The sequence below is a fragment of the Xaviernesmea rhizosphaerae genome (assembly GCF_001938945.1).
In the GTDB taxonomy this organism is placed as follows: Bacteria; Pseudomonadota; Alphaproteobacteria; order Rhizobiales; family Rhizobiaceae; genus Xaviernesmea; species Xaviernesmea rhizosphaerae.
Genome location: NZ_MKIO01000041.1, coordinates 124,713 through 140,981, shown reverse-complemented (window position 1 = coordinate 140,981; position 16,269 = coordinate 124,713). Strand labels below are relative to the sequence as shown.

The 16,269-nt window shown below is 63.9% G+C and carries 17 protein-coding genes and 2 pseudogenes; 4 read left to right on the top strand and 15 right to left on the bottom strand.

The window, feature by feature from the left end:
- The first annotated feature begins 223 nt into the window (after nt 1-223).
- Complete coding sequence (locus BJF92_RS21670) at nt 224-1,405, top strand: ROK family transcriptional regulator (RefSeq protein WP_075636818.1); 1,182 nt, start codon at nt 224-226, stop codon at nt 1,403-1,405.
- A 114-nt stretch (nt 1,406-1,519) separates the two neighbouring features.
- On the opposite strand, the gene BJF92_RS21665 is transcribed toward BJF92_RS21670, so the two are convergent.
- From BJF92_RS21665 to BJF92_RS21640, 6 genes are all read right to left on the bottom strand, one after another.
- Nucleotides 1,520-2,620 carry an ABC transporter ATP-binding protein gene (locus BJF92_RS21665; protein ID WP_075637023.1) on the bottom strand — a complete coding sequence of 367 codons (1,101 nt, stop codon included), beginning with the start codon at nt 2,618-2,620 and terminating at the stop codon, nt 1,520-1,522.
- A gap of 17 nt (nt 2,621-2,637) precedes the next feature.
- Entirely contained in the window at nt 2,638-4,605 is a 1,968-nt protein-coding gene (locus BJF92_RS21660; protein ID WP_078058316.1) for a glycoside hydrolase family 127 protein, read from the bottom strand.
- A gap of 11 nt (nt 4,606-4,616) precedes the next feature.
- Nucleotides 4,617-5,480, bottom strand: coding sequence for a carbohydrate ABC transporter permease (locus BJF92_RS21655; protein WP_075637021.1), 864 nt, complete (start codon nt 5,478-5,480; stop codon nt 4,617-4,619).
- Between the two features lie 56 nt (nt 5,481-5,536).
- Nucleotides 5,537-6,478 (bottom strand): carbohydrate ABC transporter permease, encoded by a 942-nt coding sequence (locus BJF92_RS21650; RefSeq protein WP_075636817.1) that lies wholly within the window; start codon nt 6,476-6,478, stop codon nt 5,537-5,539.
- Between the two features lie 148 nt (nt 6,479-6,626).
- Nucleotides 6,627-7,862 carry an ABC transporter substrate-binding protein gene (locus tag BJF92_RS21645; RefSeq protein WP_075637020.1) on the bottom strand — a complete coding sequence of 412 codons (1,236 nt, stop codon included), beginning with the start codon at nt 7,860-7,862 and terminating at the stop codon, nt 6,627-6,629.
- 44 nt (nt 7,863-7,906) lie between these two features.
- The gene (locus BJF92_RS21640; protein WP_075636816.1) at nt 7,907-8,935 is read right to left on the bottom strand and encodes a LacI family DNA-binding transcriptional regulator; all 1,029 of its coding nucleotides are present in this window, start codon (nt 8,933-8,935) and stop codon (nt 7,907-7,909) included.
- Nucleotides 8,936-9,292: 357 nt separating this feature from the next.
- Here BJF92_RS21640 and BJF92_RS21635 point away from each other — a divergent pair.
- Nucleotides 9,293-9,499 (top strand): annotated as a pseudogene (locus BJF92_RS21635) (transposase); the annotation flags it as partial.
- 81 nt (nt 9,500-9,580) lie between these two features.
- Here the strand turns inward: BJF92_RS21635 and BJF92_RS21630 are convergent.
- A complete protein-coding gene (locus BJF92_RS21630; RefSeq protein WP_075637019.1) occupies nt 9,581-10,585 on the bottom strand; it encodes an aldo/keto reductase in 1,005 nt (334 codons plus the stop codon).
- A 202-nt stretch (nt 10,586-10,787) separates the two neighbouring features.
- On the opposite strand from BJF92_RS21630, the gene BJF92_RS21625 reads away from it, so the two are divergent.
- Nucleotides 10,788-11,186, top strand: a complete 399-nt coding sequence (locus BJF92_RS21625; protein ID WP_075636815.1) for a Rid family hydrolase — start codon at nt 10,788-10,790, stop codon at nt 11,184-11,186.
- 64 nt (nt 11,187-11,250) lie between these two features.
- Here BJF92_RS21625 and BJF92_RS21620 read toward each other — a convergent pair whose 3' ends face one another.
- Nucleotides 11,251-11,484: an EamA family transporter gene (locus tag BJF92_RS21620; protein ID WP_483444623.1), complete on the bottom strand. Its 234-nt coding sequence runs from the start codon at nt 11,482-11,484 to the stop codon at nt 11,251-11,253.
- A gap of 20 nt (nt 11,485-11,504) precedes the next feature.
- Here BJF92_RS21620 and BJF92_RS21615 point away from each other — a divergent pair, with 20 nt between their 5' ends.
- Nucleotides 11,505-11,726: a PX domain-containing protein gene (locus tag BJF92_RS21615; RefSeq protein WP_075636813.1), complete on the top strand. Its 222-nt coding sequence runs from the start codon at nt 11,505-11,507 to the stop codon at nt 11,724-11,726.
- Nucleotides 11,727-11,743: 17 nt separating this feature from the next.
- Here the strand turns inward: BJF92_RS21615 and BJF92_RS21610 are convergent, their stop codons facing one another.
- From BJF92_RS21610 to BJF92_RS21580, 7 genes and pseudogenes are all read right to left on the bottom strand, one after another.
- Complete coding sequence (locus BJF92_RS21610) at nt 11,744-12,247, bottom strand: RES family NAD+ phosphorylase (protein WP_143524160.1); 504 nt, start codon at nt 12,245-12,247, stop codon at nt 11,744-11,746.
- Nucleotides 12,244-12,732 (bottom strand): type II RES/Xre toxin-antitoxin system antitoxin, encoded by a 489-nt coding sequence (gene parS, locus BJF92_RS21605; RefSeq protein ID WP_075636811.1) that lies wholly within the window; start codon nt 12,730-12,732, stop codon nt 12,244-12,246. Before parS ends, BJF92_RS21610 begins: the two co-directional genes overlap by 4 nt.
- Before the next feature lie 16 nt (nt 12,733-12,748).
- Nucleotides 12,749-12,973: pseudogene (locus BJF92_RS21600) on the bottom strand (hypothetical protein); the annotation flags it as partial.
- An 8-nt stretch (nt 12,974-12,981) separates the two neighbouring features.
- Nucleotides 12,982-13,365: a type II toxin-antitoxin system VapC family toxin gene (locus BJF92_RS21595; RefSeq protein WP_075636809.1), complete on the bottom strand. Its 384-nt coding sequence runs from the start codon at nt 13,363-13,365 to the stop codon at nt 12,982-12,984.
- The gene (locus BJF92_RS21590; RefSeq protein WP_075636808.1) at nt 13,362-13,562 is read right to left on the bottom strand and encodes a type II toxin-antitoxin system VapB family antitoxin; all 201 of its coding nucleotides are present in this window, start codon (nt 13,560-13,562) and stop codon (nt 13,362-13,364) included. The genes BJF92_RS21595 and BJF92_RS21590 overlap by 4 nt, the downstream gene beginning before the upstream one ends.
- A 153-nt stretch (nt 13,563-13,715) precedes the next feature.
- Complete coding sequence (locus BJF92_RS21585; RefSeq protein WP_075637018.1) at nt 13,716-15,251, bottom strand: UxaA family hydrolase; 1,536 nt, start codon at nt 15,249-15,251, stop codon at nt 13,716-13,718.
- A 2-nt stretch (nt 15,252-15,253) separates the two neighbouring features.
- Entirely contained in the window at nt 15,254-16,264 is a 1,011-nt protein-coding gene (locus tag BJF92_RS21580; RefSeq protein ID WP_075636807.1) for a zinc-binding alcohol dehydrogenase family protein, read from the bottom strand.
- Between the last annotated feature and the right edge of the window lie 5 nt (nt 16,265-16,269).

Below are 16,269 nucleotides of genomic sequence, written 5' to 3'. Positions count from 1 at the left end.
CCCTGACGCGGTTCCTCTTCCGCTTGCCGCAATCAATCAAAGGCAGGCAGGTGCGTCAAGAATTTTTTCGATATAGAATTTATTTTGGCGATTAATGCCGGATAATCCGCGATATATTTTCTGATATGACATTATAATGCACTGCATTGGTGACATTGCAGCGCAAAATGAAAGAAGTTGACATAAATCCCAGCGCACGCGACAAGGCGGGGGGAGGCCGGCGATGAAGAACATCAACGATTTGTTTTTTGACCAGGAATCCCCGGCCGGACGCGTCGTGCGCGGCCTGGCCGCCTTCGGCGCGGCGACCGCGGGCCAGCTATCCAAATCCACCGGCCTCGGGCGCTCGACCATTTCGGCGGCCTTGAGCGAGCTGCGCGATGCCGGAGCCGTGCTCGACGTCGAGGCGAAGGCCAATGGCCAGGGCCGGCCGTCGCAGCTTCTGTCGCTCAATCCGGCGTCAGGGCGCTGCGCCGGCGTTCTTCTCGGCCTCGGCGAAATCCGGATCGTGATCTGCGACATGACCCATGCGGTGCTGTCCGATGTCTGGATTCCGATCCGGCGGGACTACACGCCGGAGGAGGCGGCCGATCAGGTGCGTGATAGCCTGCAGGGCCAATGCGCCGCGCTGGGCATCGCCATCGCCGATCTTCTCGGCGTCGGCGTCGCCATCTCGGCGCCCTTGAGCTATGGCGGCGTGGTGCTCAACGGCGATATCCTGCCCGGCTGGGCGGGCGTCGACCTCGCCGGGATCTTCTCCCGCCGGCTCGACTGTCCGCTGCATGCCGAGAACGAAAGCCATTGCGGCGCGCTGGCGGAGATGACCTGGGGCGCCGCCGTCGGCGAGAGCGACTTCGTGCTCTACAAGTTCGACCTAGGCGTCGGCGGCGCGATCGTCCAGAACGGCGTGATCCTGCGCGGGGTCAACGGCAGCGCGGCGGAATTCGGCCATGTGGTCCTCGATCCCGAGGGATCCTACTGCCGATGCGGCAATCGCGGTTGTTTGCAAACCTATGTCGGCGGCTATTATCTGCTGCGCCATGCGCAGCAACTGACCGGCAGATCCGAGACCATCGAGGAATTCGTCGCCCATGCGAAGGAAGGGCGGATCGGCTATCGCCGGCTGGTTGAGGATGCGGCCAGCAAGGCCGGATGGGCCATGGGCACGACGGCCACGATGATCAACCCGCCGCTCTTCATCATCGCCGGCAAGATGGCGACGATCGGCGCGAATTTTCTGGAGCCGCTGGAGCGCAGCTTCCGGCGCAGCATCCTGCCCCAGCCGGATTTTCCCGATCTCAAGCCGCCACGCATCGTCGTCGCCCGTTTTCTGGGCAATGACGACACGGTCATGGGCGCCGTGGCGCTGGTCTTGCGCCAGCACGGGCGGATCGTCAGCCGGTAACCAGCGCGGCCGGATTTTAAGGCACAGAAAGCATCAAGAGCGTCCATCGGCATCGGCTTTGCGATGCGATGGACGCCAGCGGGCCTTGCAAAGCGAAGAGCCCTGCGGGTGCTTTCAGCGAAGCCTTTGCCCTTGGCTGTCGAACAGCCGGGCATCGCCCGTGCTCCAGCCGAGGCGCACCGGCGCGCCGGCGAAGACCGTGGCGCGATCGCGATGTTCGGCCACGATCGCCTGACCGTCAGGAAGCCTGCAGTAGAGGTACTGGGTGCCTCCGAGATATTCGCAGAAATCGACCTGTGCCGACAGGCCCTCTTCGTTGTCCGGGACAAGGCGCAGATGTTCCGGGCGAATGCCGAGGGTGACGACATCGCCGGATGCTGCGCGCGCAGGGGATGGTAGAACCGTCTTCGCCAGAAGAAGGCGCTCCTCCCCTTGCATGCTGGCGGTGAGCATATTCATGCGCGGGGACCCGATGAAGCCCGCGACGAAGAGATTGTCGGGATCCTGATAGACCTCGCGCGGGCTGCCCACCTGCTCGATCCGCCCGTCGCGCAGCACCACGATCCGGTCCGCGAGCGTCATCGCCTCGGTCTGGTCGTGGGTGACGTAGATCATCGTATTGCCGAGCTCGCGATGAAGCCGGGCGATCTCGATGCGCATGGAGACCCGCAGTTCCGCGTCAAGATTGGACAGCGGCTCGTCGAACAGGAAGACGTCGGGCTTGCGCACGATCGCACGGCCGATGGCCACGCGCTGGCGCTGCCCGCCGGAAAGCTGGCCGGGACGCCGGTCCATCAGAGGCTCGATCTTGAGGATCGCGGCCGCCGCGGCGACGCGCGCGGCAATCTCCTCAGCCGGCGTATGTGCCATCTTCAGCCCGAAGGCCAGATTGTCGCGCACGGTCATATGCGGGTAGAGCGCATAGGACTGGAAGACCATGGCGATGCCGCGCTCGGAGGGGTCGAGATCGGTCACCTCGCGTCCCTTGATCGCGATCAGGCCGTCGCTCACCTCTTCCAGCCCCGCGATCATGCGCAGCAGCGTCGATTTTCCGCAGCCTGACGGGCCGACGAAGACGGCGAAGGAGCCCTCGGGGATGGTGAGGTTGATCCCATGGATCACCTGCAGCGCGCCGAAGCTCTTGCAGACATCCACGAGTTCGACACTGGGCGAGGGTGCCGCAGCCGTCGCTTCGCTGCCGGCCGGATGGGACATGTCACGTGCGATCATGTTCATGCGCCGCCCCCAGTCTTCTCCTGGCCGTGCGAGGGCCTTCGCATCCAGACGAGCATTTCACCGGGGGCGCGATTGTCCCAGAGCGCATAGGGAATGAAGCGCGCGCGCGTGCTCTGCGTCGCCGGCGGCGTCTCGCGATAAAGCGTGTCGCCCCAGTCGGCCCGGTCGCGCTCGGCATCGAGCTCCAGGGCAACGGCATCCCCCAGGCCTTCTGCGGCGATCTCCTGCGCCGCGGCCGGGTCGCCCGTCACGGTCAGGCGGTTCAGGCCCGCGCCATTGTCGACCTCCTCGGCACAATAGACCAGCGGACCCCGCATCAGCGCGGCGCGGCCGGCATCCTGGCGCACCAGGGGATTGGCATGGAGGAAGCGGGGATTGAGCGGCAGGTCGAGCCGGATCTGATCGCCCGCGGACCACAGGCGCTCGATGCGGGCATAGCCATCGATCATGACCTGATCGAGATCGACGGCCTGCCCACCGACCGTCAGCCGTGCCGCCTTGGCCCATCCGGGAATGCGCAGCGAAATGGCGAAGGCCTGCGGCGTTGCAAGGCCGCCGAGCGTCAGCGCGATGGCGCCGTCCCACGGATAGCGGGTTTCCTGCGCGAGCGTGACGTCTGTGCCCCGGATCTCGAAGCGCGCCTGGCTCTCGCCGTAGAGATGCACGGCGATCTCGTCCTCGGCCACCGCATACATATAAGAGCCGATCGAGGCGACGAGCCGGGCGATGTTGGGCGGGCAGCAGGGGCAATGATGCCAGACCCAGCGATGATGCTTGCCGCTGCTTTCGAGCGGATTTTCATAGAAGAAGGTCTTGCCGTCGAGCGACAGGCCGGAGAGCGCGCCATTGTAGAGCGCCTGCTCCATCACGTCTGCATAAGCGCGGTTCGGCCCGCGCCCCAGCATGCGGTTGGCCCAGAAGACAAGGCCGACCGATGCGCAGGTCTCGGCATAGGCGCTTTCGTTCGGCAGGTCGTAAGGCTCGGTGAAGCCCTCGTTGGAGGCCGCCGGGCCGATGCCGCCGGTGATGTACATCTGACGGCTGACGAGATCGCTCCAGAGCGTTTCCAGCGCCCGCGTCAGGCTGTCATCGCCATATTCGGCAGCGATATCGGCCATGCCGGAATAGAGATACATGGCGCGCACGGCGTGGCCCACCACCTCCGTCTGCTCGCGCACAGGCTTGTGCGACTGGCTGTATTCATAGGTTTTCTGGATGAAATTCTCAGGATCGCGGCCCTCGCGAACCGCTTCCCGCGTGAAATAATGCGGCTCGGTGCCGCGCTCGTCGATGAAGAACTTGGAGAGATCGAGATATTTGCGCTCGCCGGTCACGCGGGCAAGCTTGACCAGGGCCAGCTCGATCTCCTCATGGCCGCAATAGCCGGGGATCTGTCCCTCGCCATGGCCGAAGACCGTGATCATGTAATCGGCGAAGCGGCACATGATGTCGAGCAGCTTGCGCTTGCCGGTCGCCTGGTAATAGGCCACCGCGCCTTCCATCAAATGGCCGGCGCAATAAAGCTCATGGAAATCGCGCAGGTTCGACCAGCGCTTCTCCGGCTGGATGCGCTGGAACCAGGCATTCACATAGCCGTCCGCGTCCTGCAGCTTTTCATAGAGATCGATGATCGCATCGACGCGGGCCTCAAGCGCCGGATTGGCCTTGCGATAGAGCGAATAGGCCACCGTCTCGATCGACTTGCCGAGGTCGCTGTCCCAGAACATCTGTGTCGAGCCGGACCAGGGCTGCAGCGGAATGACGATGCCCGGGCTCGGCTTACTGACGTCGATGGCGTCGAGCATGCCGGCATCGACGCAGCGGTCGAGCAGGGTTTCGGCCGTGGTCGCGCAGACCGCGTCCTGGCGCGCGCCGAAGAGGCCCGACAGCGTGACGCTGGGAACCGGAAGCGGCCGGAAGGTGCGGGTGCGTGTCTGGCCCGTCGGCATGGCGGTCGTGTCCATGGGATATCCTTTCATTTCACGGCGCCGGCCATCAGGCCGCGCATGTAGTAGCGTTGCAGAAGCAGGAAGACGAAGAGGCAGGGGATGGTCATGACGACGACGCCTGCCTGCACGGCGCCCCAGTTGATGGCGCCAAGCCTCCCGGCGCGCACGGCCATCATCAGGACAGGCAGCGTGTAGTGCTCGTTGCTGGACAGCAGCACGAGCGCGGCCAGGAACTCGTTCCAGGCATTGAGGAAGGCGAAGATCGCCACCGTCGCCACGCCGGGAAGGACGAGCGGCAGAAGCACGCGGGCGAGCAGCCTCAGATCGCGCGCGCCATCGATGCGTGCCGCCTCCTCGATCTCCTTAGGCACCGCGTCGAAGGCGTTGCGCATCATGAAGACGGAGAAGGGCAGCTGCAGCGTCACATAGACGAGCGTCAGGCCGAACAGCGAATTGTTGAGCCCGAGCTTGGCCAGAATGATGAAGAGCGGCGTCAGGATCGACTGGAACGGGATCATCAGCGTGGCGATGATCAGCACGAACAGCGCATTCTTGAAGGGAAAGCGGTAGCGCGAGAAGCCGTAGCCCGCGAGCAGGCTGACCAGAACCGTGAGCAGAACCGTGGCGAGCGACACCAGTGCCGAATTCACCGTATGCTGCCAGATGCCGGCGCCGAAGCTGTCCAGCGTGCGGTAGCTGTCGACGCTGAAGCCGGCGGTTGGCCATGGGGGGAGGGGGGCGGTCTGCGCCTCCGTCCCGTTGCGGAAGGAGGAGAGCCCGGCAATGACGAAGGGCGCCGCGAAGAAGAGGACGATGGCGGCTCCGGCCGTGTGATAGGCGATCGCCCCCTTGCGGGCGCGCGCTGCTCTCAGCGCTTTTGCGGCCGCCATCTGCGCCGGGCGGTCCGCCGAAAGCACAGGATGCTGCGCGAAGGTGTCGGTGATGGTCATGGCCGCTCCTCCCCGATCTTCAGCAGCTTCAGCTGGGCGATGCTGATCACCACGAGGATTGCGAGCAGCACGATGGAAAGCGCTGCGCCATAGCCGAGGTTGAAGGAGACGAAGGACTGGTTGAAGATATAGTAGACCACCGAGATCATCCGGTTCTGCGGCCCGCCGCTGGTCATGATGTAGAACTGGTCGAAGGCGAGGATCGAGCCGGTGATCGACACGATCAGGGCAAGCGCGATCGTGCGCCGCATCAGAGGCAGCGTCAGGTGGCGGAAGCGCTGGAAGCGCCGCGCGCCATCGATGCGGGCCGCCTCGTCCAGTTCGGCCGGAATGGCCTGCAGGCCGGTGAGCAGCAGGATCATGGTGAAGCCGGCGATCTTCCAGACGACCATGACGATGATGGTGAGGAAGGCGGTATCGAAACGCGCCAGGAGGTTCGGGCTGCGGTCCACCAGACCCAGCAGCCTCAGCAAAGGGCTGAAGAAGCCGCTGTCGACATTGGCGAGCCAGGCCCAGAGCAGCGAGGCGGTGGCGAGCCCCACGACCACGGGCAGGAAGATCACCGTGCGGTAGAAGCCGACGAAACGGCGCTGCTTTTCCACGAACAGCGCCAGCGGGAAGGCCACGGCGAAGATCGCGATGGTGACGACGAGCGTATAGAAGGCGGTGAAATTCAGCGCCTGGAGAAAGCGGGCGTCGCTTAAGAGACGCGTATAATTCTTCAGGCCGATCCATTTCTGCGCGCCCATCAGCGGCCAGTTGTGCAGGCTCATCCAGACGGTCAGCAGCACGGGCAGGACGAAGAAGACGAGCACCAGCAGCATGGCTGGAGCGATATAGGCAAGCCCGCGCCAGCCCGTGGAGGCACGCCGGCGGCGCCGGCTGTGGCCGCGGGCGCGCGTGGCCGGAAGCGGACTGGACGAAACGACAGAGGTCATTGCGAACTCCCGTTGAAAGAAGATGAGCCGGCCGATGGTCAGGGGTAAACGGCGGCGGCACGGGTCCTGTGCCGGCTTGCGATCGTCGGCGGGAGGAGGCCGGAGGGGACCCCGGGGATCCGCCTCCGGCCGGCGGCCATCGGGAGAGTTACTGGCCGCTGTCGATGATCGACTGCATGTCTTCCTGGGCGGTCTTGAAGGCGCCGTCGACATCGTCGCCGAACAGGGCGGCTGTGATGAACGCGGCCCAGGGGCCGTTGTTGGAGTTGATCAGATCGTTGAACTGCAGCGTGTAGGGCGTCTTTGCGACCGAGATCGCCTTCAGGCCGACGGCCATGCGCGGGTCCAGACCCTTCAGCACCTCGTCTGCGATGTCGCCGCGGGTGGGCAGACTGCCATATTTGGCCATGATCTTCTGGCCGTCCATGGAGTAGATGTACTGGATGAAGGTCTTGACCTCTTCGATCCTGGGCGTGCCCTTCGTGACCACCAGATTGTCGCCGCCGGCGAAGGATGACGGCTTGCCGTTGACGCCGGGGATCAGCGTCACGCCGAAGTCGATTTCGGGATGCTGGGTGACCAGCGTGCCGATGGCGAAGGCGCCCAGGCTCTGCTGGCCGATCCGGCCATTGGTGAAGGAGAGGAAATTGGCGCCATTGTCGCTGGCGGCAATGGCCGGCACCAGATCCTTCTTGATCATGGTACGGTAGATATCGACCGCCTTGCGCATCTCCGGCGTGTCGAGCGTTGCCGTCTTGCCGTCGGCGGAGAGAATGTCCGCGCCCGCGCCCCAGACCAGCGGCGTGAAGGTGAAGATCATGCAGCCGCCACAGCCGCCGCCGGAGAAGTAGAAGCCATAGGTGTCATCGCCCAGCGCCCGGATCTTCTGCGCATTGGCGGTGATCTCTTCCCAGGTCGCGGGCGCCTTCTCGGGGTCGAGGCCGGCCTTGCGGTAGAGGTTCTTGTTCCAGGCGAAAACAGAGGTCTCGACCGAGAGCGGCAGGCCGTACAGCCTGTCCTGATAGGTGCCGAGACGGACATGCGAGGGCGACAGGGAATTGAAATAGGGCAGGCTTTTGGCCCAGTCGGTCAGATCTTCCAGTTGGCCGGCGGCGGCGAAGGCCGGCGTATAGATCAGATCCATGGACAGCGCATCCGGCGCCTGGCCACCGGCGATCGCGGTCGCATATTTCTGCACCAGCTCGGTGTAGGGCACCTCGGTCAGCTGCACCTTGTCGTCATGCCCGGCATTGTAGGCCTTCACGACCTCCTTGAAGGAGTCGCCGATGCCGGTGCGCACCCACATATTGATGGTATCTGCTGAGGCAGGCTGCGCCAGCATCAGGGCAGCAAGGCTCGTTGCCGCCAGAAGCGTCTTGATCACGGTCATTTCCTCCCTTGTGCGGCGCTCCTCCGGCGCCGACATGTTTAACTGTGGGGCTCTCCGCCCCCACATGACTCCCGCACCACCAGCCGGCACGGCAGCGTCCTCACGCCAGGCTCCACCACCTGGCCTTCGGCCAGCGCCAGGACGGTCAGCCCTGCCTGGCGCCCGAGCTCCTTCAGCTCCATGTCCACCGTCGTCAGCGGCGGACGCATCTGGGCAGCGACAATCTCCCAATTGTCGAAGCCGATAATGGAAACGTCCTGCGGAACCTTCAGGCCCCGTTCGCGCAAGGCATCCACGACACCGCGCGCGATCTGGTCATTGCCGCAAAAAATCGCATCCGGCACGTCTTGGGCCCGCGCCACCGCCGCGTCCCAGAGATGGGCAACCGCCTCATGTCCCCAGCCTTCCGACCATGTGCCATGCAGGACCGGGGCCTCGCCTCCGGCAACAAGGCGGAACGCCTCGGCTCTTTCACGCACCGAAAAGAAGCTTTCCGGCCCGGTGATGTGCGCAAGCCGATGGCGGCCCTGCCTGATCAGCCATTCGCTTGCCAGACGCGCGCCCTGCGCATCGTCCGAGCGGAAGCTCACGCTGCCGGCCGCCCCCTCGGTGAAGGCATAGACAACCGGCACCGGCAGGTTCGACAGGTCGATCGGCAGCGACCGATCGACACGCTTGCCTGTGGCGATGATGCCATCCACCTGCTTGTCCAGCATCGCCTCGACATGAATCTGACCCAAAGCCGGATCGTCCTCGATGGCGCAGAGAAAAACCGAGACACCACGATCGACAAGGGCTTCCGCAACGCCAGCCATCACGGGCAGGGTAAAGCGGCCATAGGTATCATTTGTCAGAAGCCCGATCGTAAAACTCCGCTTCGACAGAAGACCTTTCGCCAAGGCATTCGGCCGAAAGCCAAGCTCATGCGCCACGCGCTTGACCCGCTCGCGCGTTTCCATGCCCATCCGACCCGTACCGTTCAGCGCCTTTGATGCCGTGGAAATGCTCACCCCTGCGGCAGCAGCCAAATCATGAATGGTCAGACGCTCTTTTCTCCCGTGCAAAATTCTCGCTTGCTCCCCCGTGTCGATGAAAGGAGAAAAGCTTTTCTCAGTGTCATAGTCAAATGAGAAAACGTTTTCTCATAAATTTTTGCATGTGCTATCGATGTGGCCAGAACGAGGCTTCATGGAGATCCTGAATGGTCCATGAGGGGTGGAAACAATCTTAAAGAGAAATGACAGTCCAATGCACGCAGACTGGCGTCGTCAAAAAATATGTCTCGCTCAGCAGGCTTCTCAACCGTCAGGGTTGGCCTGCAATCCGCAAAGCATTCGACGATGTCTCGCCACGTGGTATAGCTGCGTTTTAGAAACAGCTTTCAAAACCTGGGCACTGTGTCATCGGATGGCCATGTCAGCGTCATGGCCAAGGTTTTGATCCCAGAGGAACTCTGGCGCATCATCGAGCCGATGCTGCCACCCGAGCGGCCCAAGCCCAAAGGCGGACGCCCGAGGATGCCTGTCCGCGCGGCCCTGACGGGCATCCTCTTCGTCCTTCGCTCGGGCATCCCCTGGGAGATGTTGCTCAAAGAGATGGGTCGCGGATCCGGCGTGACCTGCTGGCGGCGCTCGAAAGCGCGTCGATCCCGGCAAAAAGGGGGGCTACTATGTAAACTGCCTGGAAGATGGAAATCGATAGCGCTGCCCTTTTCAGAAAACTCTGCGACCCTCGACAGGATGGTGCGGATCGAAGGGGGCAAGGGTCGACGTTTTTCCGGGAGAGACGAGCAGGTCGATGAAGCGCTCATCCTCAACGTCATAGGCATAGTCGAGCGCATCAAGGTAATCCTGCCACTGCTCGAAGGTTCGGGGGCCGACAATGGTGGACGTCACCAGGCGGTTGCGCATGACCCATTGCTGCGCCAGATGCGCGGGCGGGACACTCTTGTCGGCGGCATATTTCTTCAGCTTTTCGGCGACCAGCAGCGACTCCGGTCGCCATTCCGCTTCCATCATGCGCACATCCCCGCGCCCGGCGCGGGTGCTGGCATCCGGCGCAACATTCGGGTGGTACTTGCCGGTCAGGATGCCGCGGGCAAGCGGGCTATAGGGCACGACGCCGAGGCCGAGATGGGCGGCGGCCGGCAGATGTTCGAGCTCCGCTTCCCGGTTGACGAGATTATAGAGCGGCTGGCTGGCGACCGGTCCCTGGATACCTGCCTTTTCCGCCAGATACACCGTCTCGGCCATACGCCAGGATTTAAAATTGGACACGCCGAAATAGACGATCTTGCCGGCGCGGATCAGATCCGCGAAGGCATGCACCATTTCGGAAAGCGGCGCCTCGAAATCGGCCTTGTGGATGTAGAGCAGGTCGATGCGGTCCGTGCCGAGCCGCTTCAGGCTGGCGTCCACCGCCTGCAGGATCCATTTGCGCGACATGCCGCGTTCATTGGGACCGGTGCCCATGGGATTGCCGATCTTGGTGGCTAGAAGCCAGTGGTCGCGGTGGGCAGCAATGCCGCGGCCGATCACCCGCTCGGATTCGCCGCCATTGTACATGTCGGCAGTATCGATGAAGTTGACGCCGGCATCGCGGGCGGACTCGATGATTCGGCGGGATGTCGCCTCATCCGTGGCGCCCCCGAACATCATGCCGCCGAGGCAGAGTTCGGAAACTTTGACGCCGCTCTTTCCGAGATAGATGTACTTCATCATCACCTCTTGACTGCTGAAACTGGGGCCGGGCTTCCTGCCCCTGCTGGTAACAGCCGCCGCCACGCGGGCGAACAACAGAAGAGGGCCAGTCAAGAAGTCGTGCGCATATGTCCATGCGCCCGCGCCCGGTGCTTCCTAGTGTCAGGCTACCGCCGGTGGACACACAACCGGCGCGGCATTTCCGAGAGCGAGGTAGATTATGAACACTCCCATTCATCCCAAGGGCTGGATCGAGGGCAAGACGGCCAATGGAACACGCCATCTGAACTGGGGGATCAAGGCGGGAAACCAGATTTTCGTCGCCGGCATCCTCTCGACGGATCCTTATGACGGCAGCATCATCGGTGTCGGCGATATCGAGGTGCAGACGCGACGGGTGCTCGACAGCATCAAGGAAGTCATAGAGACCGCCGGCGGCACGATGGCCGACGTGACCTTCAATCAGATTTTTTTGAATGACCTCGATGACTACCACAAGATGAACGCCGTCTATGTGGAATACTTCCCGGAAATTCTTCCGGCCCGCTTCTGCGTCAAGCTGGACATGGTGCGTCCCGAATTTCTCGTGGAAATCGCCACCACGGCCGTCATCTCCTGATCGCTTCGACTGATCGGCGCAGGCGCGCTGCCGCTCCGACGGTCGGCGCGTCTTTTTGTTGGCGTCACGCCTTGCTGGAAAGAAGCACGAGAAGGCCGGCGACAAGGATGACGAGGGCGCCGATGGCTGTGGTGAGGGACGGGATCTCCCCGAAGATCAGCAGGCCACCGCTCATCGCCCAGCACAGCTGGGTATAGGTCAGTGGTGCCAGCGTGCTGGCCGGGGCGTGGCGGTGGGCGAGAACCAGCAGGAAGTGGCCGACCCCGCCCACAAAGCCGACCGCGACTAAACACTTAATCGCCGCCGGATGAAAATTCAGTGGCAGGTCACGATGAATTCGATCGGGATCTCGAACGCGCCAAGGAGGCGGCGTCAGAGGGGCCCGTGATCATCATGGAAGAAGATCAGCCCTCCTATGTCTTTATGACGTATAGCCATTTTGAACGGCTGCGCGCCAAGGCGAGAAGCCTGATCGATAGGCTCTCCATGCCCGGTCTCTCGGACATCGAACTGGATGTGGACCGTGATCGGAAAGGCTGAAGCAACTTCCTTCACACTCACCCCGGCGGGCTCAGCCGCGTATCCATGGCAAAGCGCTCCTGGAATTTGAGGCGATAGCCATCGGGGCGCGCTGTCGCAAGGAAGATCAGGTTGCAGCTATGGGTCGAGACTGCGCTGGGAAGAGCGACGAAGCGGTGCGTGGCCAGAAGCGCATCGCCGAAGGCCTGCTGTCTGCTGCTGGGAATGCCGGGGCGCAGCCAGTTCGGGTTGGGCACATCGGCAGGCCGGACGATATGGATGGCGGAAGGGTTTTCAATCACCAGCGCCGTTAGCGCGTGGGCCACCGTGTCGAGCGTGCGGAAGCCCTTGTGGACGGCCACTTCAAGAATGGCCGTGGCCGGATCGAGCGAGGAATAGACCGCGCGCACGCCCTTGCTGTTCCAGCGCCCGCCAACCCTGTAGGCGCCTTCGCCGCTGTCCCATGTGGTCGCATGGATCGTCTGGTCCAGCCGCCAGGCGAGAAGCTCCGTGCCGCCCAGCGCGATAGGCAGCGCCATCAGGCGTAGACGCCGAATTCGAGCCGGGTCAGATGATCTTCCACCAATTCCACCCCGGCGGGTGTGGCGAGAAGATCTATCGGGCGGCGCTGGTCGAGGCCTGTCGCCGGGCGTTCCAGCCATTGCTCGGCTTCGGCCAGAGAGCCGAAAACATCCGTCGCCCGCGACAGGATCTCGGCGAACTTCCAGGTGCGTCCGCTCTGCTCCCGGCTGAGCGGTTTCGATGGCGTGTCCCGGCGCCGCTGCCAGGTGCGCAGGCTCATGCCCACGGCCTTCTCCAGCGAGCGTGCCTTGTCGATCGAGACGAGCTGGCCGACGAGATGATCGAGCGCCGAGGCCGGCAGGCCTGCCAGCAGCAGTTCATGCGCATCCAGAGGGCTGCTCAGCCGCCGCGCCAGCACGCGCGAGCCGCCGAGCAGGCGGGCGACCTTCTGCAGATCGCCGCCGGCCTCTGACGCCGTCGCCTTCTTTTCCATCACAGCAACCATCTGTCGCGCCCCTGCGTCACCTGTCGTCAAATATATGACAGGTGACGCAGGTCGTTTCAAGCCGCGTGATCGGGTCTCCCATCCCCGCGCCGATCTGCCAGGGCACGAATTCGGCGCGGCCATAGAGTTTGCTGTTGGTGGCGAGCTTGATGGAGGGGTCGAGCCTGCAGCCATAGGTCGAGCCGCGCCACGTGGTGAAGCAGACAATATTGGCGCCGCCGGCCACCTGGCCCGTTGCAGCATGAGCGGTCAGTTCGCGTTCCTCTCGGGCTCATGGAGCAACAGACCCGTTTTTGCCGCGGCGAGCCTGAGGCGTCTGTCGCCTGTCCATAGGATCAGCCTCGTGTCGAGCAGCATCGACGCGAGGAGCTGTGCATCGGAATAGCCGATGCCCATGCTGAAGATCGCATGGCGCTCGATCATGGCCAAGACCTGCTCGTGAGAGGCAGCTCGCGCCTGCCGCTGCGCCGTCAGAAACGTTAGAACGGACTGGCGGTCGCGCAGGCTGCCGAGCGCCAGCTCTCCGATGATGACGGGGTGGCAGTAGAGACGATCCTCATCCATGATCTGCCGCAGCGCTGGATGATCGTGGCGAAAGAAATCGATCCAGATCGAGGTATCGACCAGGATCATTCCGCGCCGCCGGTTCGCCGTCGCGGCGCGGCCTCGGCGTCAGGCATGGTGCCCCCCAGTGCGATGAGCCGCTTGCCGGACTCCACCCTGACGAGAGTTTCCAGTGCCTGGCGAACGAGCGCCGTCGTCTCTTGCGTCCCCGTCAGGGATTTCGCCTTTTCGACGAGGGCCTCATCGAGATTTATGGTCGATCGCATTGCGAGGCTTCCGATCCAAGGGCGAGTTTGTCGAGAAAACGTGTCATCGCGTCAATCTCGCCGATGTTGCGGCGCCTTTCAAGGTCTGTCCGATCCTCCCGCCCCGGCTGCGCAGCGCCCGCCATCATCGTACTCCAAGCAATCTCGACTTTCTCACATCACCGCGCCGATTTGCCAGGGCACGAATTCGTTGCGGCCATAGCCGAGTTCTTCCGATTTCGACGGCCTGCCCGAGGCGATGGCGAGGATGGTGTCGAAGATCTCGCGGCCCTTGTCCTCCAGGCTGACGCCGTCGACGATGTCGCCGCAATTGATGTCCATGTCGTCGGTCATGCGGGCATAGAGTTCGCTGTTGGTGGCGAGCTTGATCGAGGGCACCGGCTTGCAGCCATAGGCCGAGCCGCGCCCCGTGGTGAAGCAGAGGATATTGGCGCCGCCGGCCACCTGGCCGGTCGCGGCCACCGGGTCGTAGCCGGGCGTGTCCATATAGACGAGGCCCTTGCGGTCGATCCTCTCGGCATAGCGATAGACGCCGCGCAGCGTCGAGCTGCCTGCCTTGGCCACGGCGCCGAGCGATTTTTCGAGGATGGTGGTCAGGCCGCCGGCCTTGTTGCCGGGCGACGGGTTGTTGTTCATCTCGCCGCCATTACGGGCGGTGTAATCGTCCCACCAGGCGATGAGATCGACGATCTTCTGGCCCACCTCCACGCTTTCGGCGCGCCGGGTCAGAAGATGTTCGGCGCCATAGATCTCCGGGGTTTCCGAGAGGATGGCCGTGCCGCCCTGGCGCACCAGCATGTCGGCGGCCACGCCGAGCGCCGGATTGGCCGTCAGCCCGGAATAGCCATCCGAGCCGCCGCATTGCAGCGCCAGCGTAAGCTCCGAGGCCGGGATCGCCGTGCGCCGGCTGCGGCCGGCAAAGGGCAGCATTTCCCTGATCCGCGCGACCCCGGCCTCCACCGCCTTGCGCGTGCCGCCGATCTCCTGGATCGTCAGCGACTGGAAATGCTCGCCCTCGGCAATGGCGTAGCGCTCCTTCATCCGCGGGATCTGGAACACCTCGCAGCCGAGGCCCACAAGCAGAACGGCGGCGAAATTCGGATGGCTGGCATAGCCCCATTGCGTGCGCGAAAGCACGTCGAAGGCCTCGCCGCGCCCGGCCATGCCGCAGCCCTGGCCATGCGGCAGCGGCACGATGCCGTCGATGCCGGGATAATCGGCGAGGATGCCCGAGCGGTTGATCTCGTCGGCGATGTAGTCGACGACGGTGGCGGAACAGTTCACCGAGGAGAGGATGCCGATATAGTTGCGCGTGCCCGCCCGCCCGTCGGCGCGGCGGAAGCCCTCGAAGAAGGCCGGGACCTCGCCGGGCTTAAGCCCTTCGGCGGCTTTTGCTTCCTGTGCGAAGGCATAGTCGCGGGCGAAATCCTCGCCCATGGTCACATTCTTCTCATGCACCCAGTCGCCCGGCCGGATATCGGCGCTGGCAAAGCCGATGATCTGGCCGAATTTGCGGATCGGCATGCCCTGAGAAATGGGCTCGGCCGCCACCTTGTGGCCGCGCGGCACGCGGGCCGTGGCGAGGATGCCGGGCGAAAGCCCGTCCACCGGGCTGCCGGCCGGCAGATCGGCCAGCGCCACCACCACATTGTCCTCGGGGCTCAGCCGCAGCGTGCGCGATGCCGTCATCATCAGACCTCCAGGATTGCCTTGATCACGCCGGCTTCCGGCTTCGACCATTCGGTAAAGAGCGAGACGGCGTCGGAGAGGCGGCCGGTATGGCTGTTGAGCGCGCGGGTCGGCACTTTGCCGGCCTCCATCTGCCGCACCACCTCGGCGAAATCGTCCGGCTGGGCGTTGCGGCTGGCAAACAGCGTCGCCTCGCGCTTGTGAAATTCCGGATCGGAGAAGGTGATGTCCGAGCGCACGACGGAGAGCAGCACATAGCGCGCGCCATGGGCCAGGAAGGCGAAGCCGCGCTGCATCGGCCCGGCATTGCCCGTGGCGTCGATCACGACATCGAAGCCATTGCCGTCGGTGATCGCCTGCACGGTGGCCTCGGCCTGGTCGTCGGCCATCAACGACCGGTCTGCGCCGAGCTGGTCCGTGGCGAAGGCCAGCCGGTCGGCGCGCGTGTCCATCACGGTGACATCGGCGCCGCGCGCCTTGGCGAAGATGATGGCAGACATGCCGATCGGCCCGGCGCCGGTAACCAGAACGCGATCCTCAGCGCCGATGCCGCCGCGCTTGACGCCATGGGCGCCGATGGCGAGAAACTCGATCATCGCCGCATCCGCCAGCGGGATCGCCCCGGTGGGGATGACGTTCTGGGCGGGAACGCTCAGATATTCCGCCATGCCGCCATCGCAGTGGACGCCCAGAACCTGGATGTTCTGACAGGCATTGGTCAGGCCCTTGCGGCAGGCATGGCAGGTTCCGCAGGAGAGATAGGGCACGATATAGACGGGATCGCCGGCCGAAAGCGCGCTGCCTTCGGGCGCTTCCTCCACCGTGCCGGACAGCTCGTGGCCCATGACGCGGGGATAGGCGAGGAAGGGGTGCTTGCCGGCATAGATGTGGAAATCCGTGCCGCAGATGCCGACATGGCGAATGCGCACCAGAACCTCATGCGCGGCGCGGGCGGGCTTGGGGCGTTCGACCAGGGTGAGGCGGCCGGGTTCGTCGCAGAGAAGCGCTTTCATCGGGG